Source organism: Rudanella lutea DSM 19387, from assembly GCF_000383955.1.
Taxonomy (GTDB): Bacteria; Bacteroidota; Bacteroidia; order Cytophagales; family Spirosomataceae; genus Rudanella; species Rudanella lutea.
Map to the genome: position 1 here is coordinate 1,236,094 of NZ_KB913013.1, position 14,152 is coordinate 1,250,245.

8 protein-coding genes are annotated in these 14,152 nt (G+C 55.2%); 3 read left to right on the top strand and 5 right to left on the bottom strand.

Annotation, left to right across the window (positions count from 1 at the left end; genetic code table 11):
* Window positions 1-194 precede the first annotated feature (194 nt).
* Window positions 195-2,639 carry an outer membrane beta-barrel family protein gene (locus RUDLU_RS0105330; RefSeq protein ID WP_027302785.1) on the top strand — a complete coding sequence of 815 codons (2,445 nt, stop codon included), beginning with the start codon at window positions 195-197 and terminating at the stop codon, window positions 2,637-2,639.
* 94 nt (window positions 2,640-2,733) lie between these two features.
* On the opposite strand, the gene RUDLU_RS0105335 is transcribed toward RUDLU_RS0105330, so the two are convergent.
* The 5 genes from RUDLU_RS0105335 to RUDLU_RS0105355 form a co-directional block, all read right to left on the bottom strand.
* A complete protein-coding gene (locus RUDLU_RS0105335) occupies window positions 2,734-3,321 on the bottom strand; it encodes a chemotaxis protein CheB (RefSeq protein ID WP_019987321.1) in 588 nt (195 codons plus the stop codon).
* Window positions 3,303-4,112, bottom strand: coding sequence for a CheR family methyltransferase (locus RUDLU_RS0105340; RefSeq protein WP_019987322.1), 810 nt, complete (start codon window positions 4,110-4,112; stop codon window positions 3,303-3,305). The genes RUDLU_RS0105335 and RUDLU_RS0105340 overlap by 19 nt, the downstream gene beginning before the upstream one ends.
* Window positions 4,113-4,159: 47 nt before the next feature.
* A complete protein-coding gene (locus RUDLU_RS0105345) occupies window positions 4,160-4,522 on the bottom strand; it encodes a response regulator (RefSeq protein WP_019987323.1) in 363 nt (120 codons plus the stop codon).
* Window positions 4,523-4,680: 158 nt separating this feature from the next.
* The gene (locus tag RUDLU_RS0105350) at window positions 4,681-8,313 is read right to left on the bottom strand and encodes a response regulator (RefSeq protein ID WP_019987324.1); all 3,633 of its coding nucleotides are present in this window, start codon (window positions 8,311-8,313) and stop codon (window positions 4,681-4,683) included.
* Window positions 8,314-8,323: 10 nt separating this feature from the next.
* Window positions 8,324-9,925: a sensor histidine kinase gene (locus RUDLU_RS0105355; RefSeq protein ID WP_019987325.1), complete on the bottom strand. Its 1,602-nt coding sequence runs from the start codon at window positions 9,923-9,925 to the stop codon at window positions 8,324-8,326.
* A gap of 421 nt (window positions 9,926-10,346) precedes the next feature.
* Between RUDLU_RS0105355 and RUDLU_RS0105360 the strand changes: the two genes are divergently transcribed.
* Together RUDLU_RS0105360 and RUDLU_RS29180 are read left to right on the top strand one after the other, a co-directional pair.
* Entirely contained in the window at window positions 10,347-10,772 is a 426-nt protein-coding gene (locus RUDLU_RS0105360) for a response regulator (RefSeq protein WP_019987326.1), read from the top strand.
* A gap of 44 nt (window positions 10,773-10,816) precedes the next feature.
* Window positions 10,817-14,119: a PAS domain-containing protein gene (locus RUDLU_RS29180; RefSeq protein ID WP_019987327.1), complete on the top strand. Its 3,303-nt coding sequence runs from the start codon at window positions 10,817-10,819 to the stop codon at window positions 14,117-14,119.
* The last annotated feature ends 33 nt before the right edge of the window (window positions 14,120-14,152 follow it).

Genomic DNA, 14,152 nt, shown 5'->3' on the forward strand with positions numbered 1-14,152 from the left:
GTTATTTAATAATTACAGTTTTTAAAGAAATCGTGCCATTTCACAACTGACACTTAAATCCAAAACAGATCATTTTATACTGATGCAGTAACCCACATTCTAAACGTGTACACTTGCACTTACCTCTACTTGCTTTTTTTATGAGTAAGAGAGGGCATTTGTTTCTCTTTGCTCAGGGATTCTCTCCACAACGAATGAAGCAGTGTTTACTTCTCGCCTGTTTACTCATGGCCTTCGTGGCCGGGGCCCAATCGCTCCCAACCACGGGTTCTGGACAAGGCAACTTCACGGTAAACGGCAGCGTGATTGACTCGGTCAGCCGCAAACCCGTCGAATTTGCCACGGTGGCCCTGCTGGGCCCTACCGATGGCCCACCCATTGCCGGTGATGTAACGGACGCGTCGGGCCGCTTTTCGTTTGCCAACATTACGCCCGGCCGCTACCGGGTGCGCATCACGTTTATTGGTTACGAAGACCGTACGCTCGACCCAATCTCGGTCAACCCCACGGCAACCGTGCTCGACCTGCCTCCGCTCCTGCTGCGCACCACGAGCCGCACCCTGGGCGAGGTAACCGTGACCGCTCAGCGCGACCTGATCGAAGACAAAGAGGACCGGGTGGTGTACAACGCAGGCAACGACCCCTCCAACGCGGGTGGTACGGCCATCGACGTGATGAAAAAAGTACCCATGCTGAGCGTCGACCCCGACGGTAGTATTCAGCTCAAGGGTAGTTCGAGCATCAAGGTGCTGATCAACAACAAGCCGTCGAGCATTATGGCCCGAAGCATTGCCGAAGCCCTGCAAATGATTCCGGCCGAGGCTATCAAGTCGGTGGAGGTGATTACAGCCCCCTCGGCCAAGTACGATGCCGAAGGTACGGCCGGGATCATCAATATCATCACCAAAAACCGGTTACAGGGTCTGGTGGGTGGCCTCAACGGAACCACCGGCAATCGGTCGCATAATGTGGGGGGCAATATCAACCTCAAGCAAGGTAAAGTAGGACTTACGGCCTACGGGGGCGGCAACCTGAACCTGAACGATGGGGGCTCGGCCTCGGTCCGTAAAAGCCTGCTGGCCAGCCAGTCGGTGAGCGAACTACGCCAGAACAACACCTACCGCAACGAAAACCGGTCGGTGTTCGGGTCGTTTAACCTCGACTACGAGCTTGACTCTACCAATCAGCTTGGATTCGACGGAAGCCTGTCGGCCGGGTCGCGGGTGGGCACGTCGGTACGCGACACCCGGTACGAGGGGTTGCAGGCCCGGCAGCCGTTTCGGCGCTACAGCGACAATAGTGGCGAAAACCTGAATTACGACTTCAATTTTAACTACACCCGCCTGTTCAAACGGCCCGAGCAGGACCTCACCTTTCTGGCCCAACTGAACAACAGCGACAACGACAGCCGGTACGCTCTCGATCAGTACATGTTACCCGAAAATCAGTTCATCAATTACCGGGAACGCAACACCAACCTGAACCAAACAAGCGAATTTACCCTTCAGACCGACTACACGCACCCGTTCAAAAAGGGCCGTAAAACGCTTGAAGTGGGGGTAAAAAGTATCCGGCGCAACGTGCAGAGCGATTTCCAGCTCCAGAATGCCACCGACAGCACCGGGTTTCGGGATGATCCGCGCCGGGCCAATCAGTTCGACTACCGGCAGTGGGTAACGTCGGCCTACACCTCATTTCGGATAACAACTTCCAAGCGATGGACGTACACGCTGGGTGGGCGGTATGAGTACACGGTGATCGACGCCAACTTTGTGTCGAGCCAAACCACCTTTGCCGATCAGTACCCGGTATTGCTGCCCAACGTGGCTATTTCGAAGCGGATGTCCAACAATGGGCGACTCCGGCTGAGTTACAACCAGCGGATTCAGCGACCCAACATCGTGTTTCTGAACCCATTCATCAACTCCAACGACCCCAAAAACCTGTCGTTTGGCAACCCCTACCTCGACCCTGAGCGGGCACACTCAGCCGAACTGACGTACAGCATTTACACCAAAAAAGGGCTTTCGATCAATACCACCCTGTTTGGCCGGATGACCAACAACGCCATTGAACGGGTCACAACGGTCGATACGGCCAATGTGTCGTTCAGTACCTACCAGAACATCGCTAAAAACTCGACGTACGGGCTCAACCTGTTTACGGCCGGCCGCCCAGCCAAAAACTGGCAACTCAACGGCACCGTCAACCTCAACTACAACCTGTTGAACAGCGCGGCCCTCCGTATTCAGAACCGCAACTGGAGCTACCGGCTTTCGATGAACAGCAACCTGTCGTTACGGGCCAATTACAGTCTTCAGGCGCAGGCCTCGTACCAATCGGCCCGGATTCAATTACAGGGGCAGTCGGGTGGATTTTATAACTACGGGGTATCGGCCCGGAAAGAGTTCAAACAGTACAAGGTAGTGCTGACGGTCAACGCCGAAAACTTCCTGAGCCGGTACAACACGATCACGAACCAGTTCAGAACCACCACCTTCCTGACCGACGCGAGCAGCTACAACGCGTTTCGCAACGTGCGCGTAACGGCCAACTGGCGTTTCGGACGCATGAACGCCAACAAAACTACCCGCGCCAAAAAACGCATCGCGAATGATGACGGAAAATCAGCGGATTAGGGAGAAAAGGATAAACAAACCACAGAATTCAGTCTACTGATTACCAAACAAATAAACCAAAAACTGAAAACCGAATACTGTAAACTGCAAACTCCTAACCCGTAACGCCATTGATAAACGGCCCAATCTGATCGATGCTCAGGATATGGTCGACCGGAGTGTGCAGAATGGCCTGATTGGGCATATACCCCACCTGTGCGGTGTCGGGGTCTTGAGCAACCAAAATGCCCCCGACCTGTTTGATGGCCCGGAACCCCTCGGTACCGTCGGCATTGGCCCCCGATAAAATAATGCCTACCAACGCCGGGCCGTACACATCGGCGGCCGACTCAAACGTGACATCAATGGAAGGGCGGCTATAATTGATTTTTTCGGAGTCGTCGAGCGAGAACGTACCGTCGTGCTCAAACAGCAAATGATAGTCGGCCGGGGCTAGGTAAATATGGCCGGTCAGTACGGGATCTTTATCGCCTACTTCGTGTACGGGCAGGCTTGTACGCAGGGCAAGCACCGCCGAAAGCGCCGAATCGGCCGTGTTTTTACGGTGCACCACAATCACAATGGCTGTGTCGGACAAGGGCACCTGTACCGTGGGCAACACACTCAGTAACACATCGATACTCCCCGTTGACCCGCCAATAACGACCAGTTTCTCCGGTCGGCCTACCCCATTTTCCGCCATATCTTCTCGGTTCCTATCTGTTTGTATTTAGGCTCTACAGTCGAGAATTTCAGGGTCTCTTTAGACCCCAGCGCCAGATAACTCAAAGGCCCCAGGCTCTCATCGAACAGGTTCAGCACCCGGTTTTGCAGAGGTTTATCGAAGTAAATCAGTACGTTGCGGCACAGGATCAGATCGAACTCGTTGAACGAGCGGTCGGATACCAGATTGTGGGTCGAAAATACCATGCGCTCGCCCAGTTCTTCGTTGAACTTGACGTGCCCGTACTGCGCGGTGTAATACGTTGAGAAGTCGCGGGTGCCGCCCGAAAGCAGGTAGTTTTCGGAGTATTGCTTCATGGGGCTCATCATGAAGATTCCCTTCCGCGCCGACTCCAGCACGTCGGGGTTCAGGTCGGTTGCGTAAAGCAGGGTTTTGTGGAGCAAGTTGGCTTCTTTGAGCAGAATCGCCATCGAAAACACCTCCTCGCCCGTAGAGCAGCCCGCATGCCAGATACGCACAAACGGCTTGGCCAGCAACGACGGAATCACGCTCGTCCGCAGGGTCCGGTAAAACAGGGGATCGCGAAACATTTCCGTCACATTTACGGTCAGTTCCTGCACAAATCGCTTGATATACTCACTATCTGACCGAACCCGGTAGCGCAACTCGGCAAAACTCGGAAACTTGTCGAGCGCCACCAGCCGGTTGATCCGTCGCTTGAGCGAGGCCCGGCTGTAATGGGTAAAGTCGTACCCATGCAACTCCTGCAAATCGGTCAGTAAAAGATCAACTTCGTGTTCGGCAATCATGATTCAGTTTCTACTACGTTGAGTCTGCTAAATGGGCAGGGGTTACTTCAAGCTGCCAACAGTTGCAACAACCGATCTACGTCGATGGGTTTCGCAATGTAGTCTGTGGCACCAGCCCGCAGGCATTTTTCCCGGTCGCCCACCATCGCCTGAGCCGTTACGGCAATAATAGGTGTTTGGGCCCGGTTGGGCAGACTTTTGATCCGCGGGATGGCCTCGTAGCCGTCCATGTCGGGCATCATCATGTCGATCAGAACCGTATCGATCACCTCGTCGGTTCGGAGAATATCGAGGGCATCCTGCGCGTTCAGGCACGAGAGGCAGTCGAACGATTTGGCACGCAGCGTAGCCTTCAGCGCGAAAATATTGCGGGCATCATCGTCGATGATCAGGACTCGTTTTTTTGGCATAAGCACCTCCTTACTACTTGGTTACTCCCTGTTTAGAGTTTAGGGTTTAGGGTTCATTGTTCGTTGTTCACTGTTCACTGTTCATTGTTCACTGTTCGTTGTTCGTTGTTCACTGTTCACTGTTCATTGTTCACTGTTCGTTGTTCACTGTTCATTGTTCACAGCCGATCATAAAGCCACACGCGTAGGAGCGAAATAAGCTGATCGATATCAACGGGCTTTGTGATATAGTCCGAAGCACCGGCCTGAATACATTTTTCGCGGTCGCCGGTCATGGCTTTGGCCGTCACGGCAATCACGGGCAGGTCGCGCCATTGGTAGTGTTCGCGGATGGCGCGGGCGGTTTCGTAGCCGTCGAGTTGCGGCATCATCATGTCGAGCAAAACCACCTGAATATCCGGGTTCTCTTTCAGTTTTTGCAGGGCCTCTTTGCCATCCAGCGCAGCCACTACGGTCATTTTGTACTGTTCAAGGGCCTTCGAAAGCGAGAAAATATTCCGCACATCGTCATCAACCACCAGCACCGTTTTACCGTCGAGCACCTGATTCAGGGCCCCCAGCTTTTTGGCCGCGCCGGTGTTGGCCGTGTTGCCGTTGGGCTTGTTCTCTTCCACTAAGTGCAAAAACAACGATACCTCGTCGAGCATACGCTGGTACGAATGGGCCGTTTTTACAATGATCGAATCAGCGTATTTCTTGATCTTCAGCTCCTCCGACATCGACAGGCTACGGCCCGTAAACACAATAATCGGCAGGTTTTCGAAACTGGGGTCTTTACGGGCCTCTTCGAGCATTTCGTAGGCTTTGCTATCGGGCACGCCCATGTCCAGAATCACACAGTCGACCTCCTTGCGCTTGAGCGCATCCACGCCCTCCGGTATGTTGCTTTTCAGTTCGGAGCTGATGTCAAACGTTTCGAGGAAATAAGCTAACGCTTTGGCATGCTTGGGGTTATCTTCCACGATAAGCACCTTTTTATGCTTCCGGTTGAGCACGTACTCGATTTTGCCCAGCACGTCCTGCATCTGATCGAACGCCATCGGCTTATCCACAAAATCAATGGCCCCTTTGAGCAGACTTTCTTTCCGAAGCTTGTGCGACGACATCATGTGCACCGGAATCGGGCGGGTTTGCGGGTTTGCCTTGAGGGCATCCATCACCTCCCAACCGCTCATAATAGGCAACTGAATGTCGAGCAGAATACCAAGCGGCTTGAAGGTAGCCGCCAATTGGAGGCCTTCGTCGCCCCGCACCGACACTATCACCTTGTAGCCTTTTTTGCGGGCGTAGTCCTGCAACGAACGGGCAAAGGCCACGTCGTCTTCAATAATCAGCAGCGTTTTATCGCCGGCCTGAATCGCATTGCGGTCGTCGGGAATCGCTTCGGGGATGACCGTACTGATAAACTGGCTTTCGGGCCGGGCGGGTGCCGGGCTGGGCGATATGACCGCCGTGGGCGCGGTCACAGGGGCGGGTACCGGTGCAGGCAGCGCGGTTTCAGGTTCGGGCGTCGCTACCGGGTCAATGGGCAACCGGACCGTAAACTCACTCCCCTTATCGAGTTCACTTTTGAGGCTTATTTCGCCCCCGAGGAGTTTGGCCAGTTCGCGGCTGATCGACAAACCGAGGCCGGTGCCGCCATATTTACGTTTGGTAGAGCCGTCGGCCTGCTGGAAGGCCTCGAACACCAGCGGTTGCTTTTCGGGCGCAATACCAATGCCCGTATCGCGAACGGTGTAACACAACCGGGTTGGGTCGGGCGCGTCGCGCGAGATGGTGAGCGATACGCCCCCCTGCGCCGTGAATTTGAGGGCGTTTGAGAGCAGGTTTTTCAGAATCTGCCCCAGCCGCATCTTGTCAGTATGGAGCGTCTTGGGTACGTCAGGAGCTACCTCAATCGTAAACGCCAGCCCCTTTTCTTTGGCCATCAGGCCAAACAGAGCGTGAAGCTCCTCCACCACGTCGCCCACGGCCACGGTCTGGTAGTCGAGCTTCATCTGGCCTGCTTCAATCTTCGAAAGGTCCAGAATCTCGTCGATCAGGCCCAACAACCCATTGCCCGACGACTGAATCACTTTGGCGTACTCAATCTGGTCGTCGTTGAGGTTTTCATCGATGTTTTCGGCCAGCAGACGACTGAGCAGGAGAATCGAGTTGAGCGGAGTCCGTAACTCGTGCGACATATTGGCCAGAAACTCCGACTTGTAGCGGGTTGCTACCTCCAGTTCGTCGGCTTTTTTCTGAATCTCGCTATTGCGTTCTTCAAGCAGCGTGCCGCGCTCTTCGAGCTCGGTATTGGTTTGCTGCAATTCTTCCTGCTGTACACGCAGTTCTTCTTCCGAAGCCTGTAGTTTCTGCGCCTGTAGCTCCAGCTCGGCGTTGAGGCTTTCCAGTTCTTTTTGCTGAGCCTGCAACTCCTCCGACTGAGCCTGGGTTTCTTCCAGAAAATTCTGGAGCCGGATGTAGTCGAGCGCAGCATTGAACCCGATGGCGATGGGCTCGCGGTTGGTTTCTACAAAATCGACATCAACCGGGCGGGGCGTATGCAGCATACCCAGCTCAATTACCCCGATGCAATCGGAGCCGTACAGAAGCGGGGTAATCAGGAGCGACACAGGCACCGCATCACCGAGCGACGAGGCCACGCGGCTGTAATCGGGCGGCACGGCGTTGATCAGCTTCGTTTTTTTGTCCAGAATCACCTGCCCCAGCAAGCCTTCGCCGGGCACCACGACCTCTGGGACCTGACCGGCGGCATAGCTTCCCACCAGCCGGAAACGCCCGTCGCGGTCGCTCAGGTACACCGTACCCATCGGCGCATTCAGGTATTCAGCCAAGGTTTTGACCAGGTTGTTTCCGAGCTTTTTCACCTCTTTCTCGCCCCGCATGGCATCGCTCACCAGCACGGCCCCCTCCTGCAACCAGTTGCGCCGGTTCAGGTCGGTAAAGGTTTGCTCCAGCGCGGCCGTCATCTGGTTAAGGGCTTTGGCAATGCGCCCCAGCTCGTCGTCCTGCTCGTCGGTGCTGCGAGCTGCGTAGTCGCCCCCGGCAATTTGCTCAGTGAGGTCTTCCATCACGGCAATCCGGCGGCTGGTTTCGATGTACTTTGCTTCGGCTTCCTCCTGCTGGGCCATCCGGATATCCATGTCCCGCTTGATGCGCATATAGGCAAACGCCGTGATGAGCATCGAAATAAGAGCCGCAATGACCAGCAAAAAGGGCGTGTACCGGATATACAACTGCTGGGCTTCGGTGCGGGCCTGCAACTGTTTGTTTTCGTCGGCTTTCAACTGATTAACCACCTTCCGCAGGTCGTCCATGATCAGCTTGCCCCGGGTCATTTCGGTATGCCGCCGGGCGGTGTCGCGGCCAAAGCCATCGGCCCGTTGCGTCAGGTTCAGCACCCGGCGCATCTGTGCATACCGGGCCTCGTACAATCGCTTGATCTCAATCAAATTCTGCTGCTGCGCCCGATTATCGGCTGTAAGCTGGCGTAGCTGATTATAGCTGTTCTCAACTTTCTCGTAGCTGCCGTTATAGATATCCAGAAATACCGGGTCGAGCGTGATAATATAGCCCCGCTGCCCGGTTTCGCCGTCTTTGATGTATGAGATTACGTTCTCGGCTTCAATCAGCACCCGATTGGTGTGGTTTACCAGCTCCGAATTTTCAATCAGCTTCTGAATACTGTAAAACGATGCCGTCAGGCTGACGAGCAGCAGCAGCGTCGACACGGTAAACACGGCCTGCAACTGTCGAATAACCGAATTGGTGGTAGTGGATGGAGGCATACAAATGGGGTTAAAGCGACTCTGGAGTAGAGGCTATATCGGTTGGTTGGTGTTGGCGGATGGGCAAAACCAGAATAAAACGGGCTCCTTCGTTCACGCGGCTGCGGGCCGAAATCAGTCCGTGGTGCTTGTCGATGTTCTTTTTAGCAATAGCCAGCCCGATGCCCGTTCCGTCGTAACTCGACGGGTCGTGCAGCCGCTGGAAAATAACAAAGATCCGGTCCAGAAACTTCTCATCGAAGCCAATACCGTTGTCCTCAACCGTAATCCGGCAGTAGTCACCATCGGGCATGGGTGGGCTATCGATGGCTTTCTGGCGCACCCGTTCGGCCCGAATCGTGATTATGGGCGACTGGTCGGGTTTGGCAAATTTGAGGGCGTTACTGATGAGGTTCTGGAACACCTGCCGGATGCGCGACGGGATCGTGTCGATAACGGGTAACTCCGTCACGTGAAAAACCGCTTTTTTCCCCTCGATAGCCGTTCCAAAGTCATGCCGGAGCCCGTCGATCAAAGCGTTGAGGTCGGTAGGTTCAAACGGCTCGGGTACCGACAACTGCGAGTAGGCCAGCAGGTCGTTGATGAGCGTCGACATCCGCGACGATGACCGGATAGATCGCTCAATGTACGAACGGGCCTCGGGGTTATCGCCCAAAAACCGCTCTTTAATGGTATCGTTGAGCAACTGCACCTTGCGGAGCGGCTCTTTCAGATCGTGCGAAATAACCCAGGTAAACTGCTGGAGTTCAAAGTGGGTTTGCTCAAGTTCAGCGTTTTTCTGGCGCAGCTCATTGGTGCGCACGGCCACCTGTTGTTCCAGCAGTTCGGCGGCCTGTTTCTGGGGATGAATATCGGTGTAGGTACCAATCCAGCGCGTAGGCTGATCGACCTGCCCAATCGGGATAATCCGAAGCAGATGGTAGCGGTAATCGCCCGTAGCCAGCTCTTTCAGCCGCACCTCCCGGTTAAACTCAAGGCCCTCGCCCAGCGCCCGTTTCCAATCGTCACAGATAGTATCGTCGGCGTGGGTGGCCGGAAACGATTGTGCATCGACCGCGTACCGGAACCAGTGCTGATTCACGTACTCGATCTGCCCATCGCCCGAGATCGTAAACGCCATCTGGGGTAATGACGACAGCATCGCCTGCAACTCCTGCATACGTTCGGTCAGGGCCTCCTGCGCCTGCTTACGGACCTCCACCTCCCGCCGAAGCTGCTCCTGCGCGGTGCGTAACTCCTGCTGCTGCTCGTACAGTTTTTTGAGTATTCTTACTTTCAGCACCAGAATGTCGGGGTCGACCGGCTTGGTCAGATAATCGATAGCCCCGGCGGTATAGCCTTTCTTGATAAACTTCTTTTCAGTATTGACGGCAGAGAGAAAGATAATCGACGTATCGCGGGCTTTGCTAAAACCGGCAATCGCGTTGGCGACCTCAAAGCCGTCCATATCGGGCATCTGCACATCCAGAATAATAACGGAGTATGCGTTTTTCAGCACTTTCCGAAGCGCTTCTTCGCCCGACTCAGCGGTATCGACCGAGAACTGATGCAGCTCCAGAATTCGCTTCAGCGGAAGGATATTCTCGGGTCTGTCATCAACAATAAGAATCATGAAAGGCAGTCATTAAACGTTGAACAGGGGATAGTTAGGGAGATTAACTCGAAAACGTCATTAAACGTTTAGCTAATTTAGGGACGAACCCGCTGGGTATATTTCCGCTAACAACTGAGTGAAGATACGGTGGGCAGACAAGGCGTGCAAACACCCCAACCAACCCTAACCGGTCAGCCCAGTCCGGCAGGGCAACGCGGCCGCATCTGCCGGGCGGAATTAGCTGCCCGGAAGGCCTATTAATCAGTTTTTAACAGTTACGGCGACCCTGAGCCCCCCGGCGCAAAATATTCTTCTAAATTATCTTTACTTTGCTTCACTGTTTTGAGTAACTAGTGATCGCATAGCCTGCCCCGCGCATCGGCAACGGACTGGCTAGGGTATCCACAAACCGCATTTTGCGTAGCCGCTTGTTTAACGTATGTCTCTGAAAGGCCCCATCATATCCGTTGAAGATGATGAAGATGACCAATATCTGATTGGCGAAACACTTAAGAATTTAGGGGTTCCCAATGAAGTTCGCTTTTTCCCCAACGGCGAAGCGGCTCTGCAATACCTCGAAACCACCACCGATCAGCCTTTTCTGATTCTCTGCGACATCAATATGCCGTTGATGAACGGCCTTGAACTGCGGCAACGCATTTTGGCCAACCAGCATCTGGCTCAGAAAAACATTCCGTTTATCTTTCTGACCACGGCCGCTACGCCCCAGATCATCCGAACAGCCTACGATGCTACCGTGCAGGGCTTTTACAAAAAGGCTACCGATTATGCCAGTATGCAACAACAGCTCAAACTGATTATCGACTACTGGCAACATTGCATGCATCCCACCAACCCGGTATAGGGCTGGCCCGTTCGCGAATGCTTCACGTTATGGAATGAACCTGTATGAAACCAAATCCGCTTACCGCTTCTTACCGATTTCTGGCCGGTGGTGGAAAAATGGGCCTGCTTATGCGTTCGGGCGATTGGTCGGCTACGGTAGTAGGCACGCCCGATACCTGGCCACTCCCCCTACGTACCACCGTCGGGATGGTACTGACGGCACATGTGCCGATGCTGCTCTGCTGGGGCCCCGACCGAATTGCGTTTTACAATGATGCCTTCCGGGATCGTATAGACCCGTCCGGACAGTTTGACACCTTCCCCGGCCAATCTACCGCCCAGGTATGGCCACACTTCTGGCAGGTGAGCCAACCGCACATTGAAAGCGTATTTGCCCTCAACGAGGGGGCTTTTCTGGACCGATACACCTACCGACGAGGAACAACCGACGAAAGCTGGGCGCTGAGCTACAGTCCAATCCGCAACGAGCACGACGAAGTAGCTGGGGTTTTGATTACGGCTACCGACCTGCCGATCTCACCTCCCACGGAACTGACTCCCCAGCCACGACCGGCCGTATTCGATTCGGCACAGATCGGCATCAGCCTCCTGTCACCCATTCGCGACGCACAGGGGGCTATCGTTGATTTTGTCTACAAACAAACTAACTGGGCACCCGAATCCATCCGGGCCGGGTCCGACCTGACGGGCGAACGGTTTCTGGCTATTCACCATTCCCCCGAATTACTGGGGCTTTTCGACGTACTACGGGAAGTGGCCGAGGCTGGCGAATCGCGCCGGTTGGTGTTTCGCTACCGGGCCTATGGTACCGAAAGCTGGTACGATACCGCTATTCTTTACCGGAATAACGAACTGATTCTGGTTTTTCACGATGTGACCCAACAGGCCGAAGCCCACCGACAACTGGAACGGAGCGCCCTGTTTGTGCAGAGCGTGATCGAACAGTCGCCGGTCGCCAAAGCCGTATTCATTGGCGACTCCATGGAGATTCAGATCGCCAACGCCCGGATGCTAGCCCTACTTGGGCATGATTCGAGTATTATTGGCAAACGACCGGAGGAAGCCCTGCCCGAATCCATTTCAGCCTCCACACGGGCCGTTTTGCAACAGGTGTACCAACAGGGACAATTGTTGCATCAGCGCGAGGTGCCGTATGCCTACGTGAAAAACGGGGTCACCCGAATTGAGTATCATAACCTGACGTTCCAGCCCCTGCGCGACCCCCAGGGTACCATCTACGGGGTGCTCATGTCGGCCCTCAATGTGACCGATCAGGTACTGACCCGCCAAACCGAACAAGTGGCGCAACAGGCCCTCGCCGAAAGCGAAGAGCGGCTGCGGTTTGCGCTCGAAGCCGCCCAGCTCGGCGTCTGGAACCTCGACCCCGTCACAAACCTCATCCATTGGGACAACCGGAGCAAAGGGCTGTTTGGCATTGCCGACAACCTGCCGTACACCTACGAGCAGGCCGTACAGTTTATCCACCCCGACGACCGGGCGGGCGTTGATGAGGCCGTACATAAAGCTATGGACCCGCAGCACGATGGCACCTACGACATGACCTACCGCACGGTTGGAGCCTCCGACGGTGTGGTCCGCTGGGTTCGGTTTATGGGCCGGGGTTATTTCAACGCATCGGGGCAGGTATATCGGTTTGCGGGGATCGCCCAAAACGTGACCGACCAGATTATGGCCCGCCAGCATATTGAAGAGAGCCAGCGGCAGTTGCTCGACTCGTTTGAACAGGCCCCGGTCGGCATTGCCCTGCTGCATAGCGACCCGCAGCTGACCTTCCGCATGGTCAACCCATTTTACGCCCAGTTGGTAGGGCGCACGCCCGAAGAGCTTGCCGGTAAGCCCCTGCTCGAAGCTTTACCCGAGTTACAGGGACAGGGTTTCGACGAATTGCTGAGAAACGTGATCGAGACGGGCGAAGCCTACGTAGCCCATGAGATGTCGGCGAGGGTGGTTCGAAACGACCGGCTCGAAACCATCTACGTTGACCTAAGCTACCACCCCCAACGTGGTATTCAGGGCGGCACCGATCCGGCCGGAGCTACCCCAAACGCCGTCACGGGGATTCTGGTGGTGGCTACCGACGTGACCCAGCAGGTAAACGCCCGCCAACGGATCGAAGCAAGCGAACGCCGATTCCGGCAATTGATCGAAGACGCGCCCGTGGCTATTGCTTTGTATATGGGCCCGGATCTGGTGATCGAGTACTCCAATGAGCGCATGCAGAAGTTATGGGGCAAAGGCGAGTACGTCAACGGCATGTTGCTGCACGAAGCCCTGCCCGAACTCGATGGCCAGCCGTTTATCGAGCTGCTCAACGAGGTGTACCGAACGGGTGTACCCTACCATGCCTCCAAAGACCGGGCCGACCTGGTAGTGGATGGTAAACTGAGCAGCTTCTACTTCAATTTCACGTACGAGCCCCTCCGGGATGAAAACGGCCAGATTTACGCCATTCTGAACGTAGCCACCGATGTATCGGAGCAGGTATTGGCCCAGCAGCAGGTCGAAGCGAGCGAAACCCGGTACCGGGAACTCTCGCTGGAACTGGACGAACGTGTGCAGCAACGCACGCACGAGCTAAATGAGATCAACAAGGAACTGGAGCGATCAAACCGGAACCTGGAGCAGTTTGCCTACGTGGCCTCGCACGATTTACAGGAGCCCCTGCGCAAGATTCAGTCGTTTGGCGACATCCTGAAAAACCAGTACGCCGACCAACTTGGTCCCGGTGCCGACTTTATCAACCGCATGCAGTCGGCCGCCACCCGCATGTCTATTCTGATCAAAGATCTGCTCCTGTTCTCCCGGCTGTCTACCCGTCAGGAGCCAGCCCTCCCCGTCGACCTTAACCGCATAGCCGCCCGGGTGCTGGACGACCTCTCGCTCACGATTGAGGAGACAGGAGCACAGGTTACTATCGGGTCGCTTCCTACGGTGCTGGGCGACGGCTCGCAGCTGGGTCAGTTGTTTCAGAACCTGCTCACCAACGCGATCAAATTCCGGCGGCCCAACACCGTACCGCATATCAATATACGCAGTGAGCGGGTTGCCTTGCGGGATCTGCCCGCCCATCTGAAACCCGCCCGACAGGCCGATTGGTACGAATGCATCCGCGTGACCGACAATGGTATCGGGTTCGAGAATAAGTACACCGACCGTATTTTTCAGGTGTTTCAGCGGCTGCACGGCAAGCACGAGTTTGCCGGAACCGGTATTGGACTGGCCATTTGCGAAAAAGTGGCCCTAAATCACGGAGGAGCCATCACAGCCCGCAGCCAACCCGGCGAGGGGGCCACATTTTTGGTCTACCTGCCAGCACTTGGCTAAATACAGGAAACCAGTACACTATACCTAACTCCC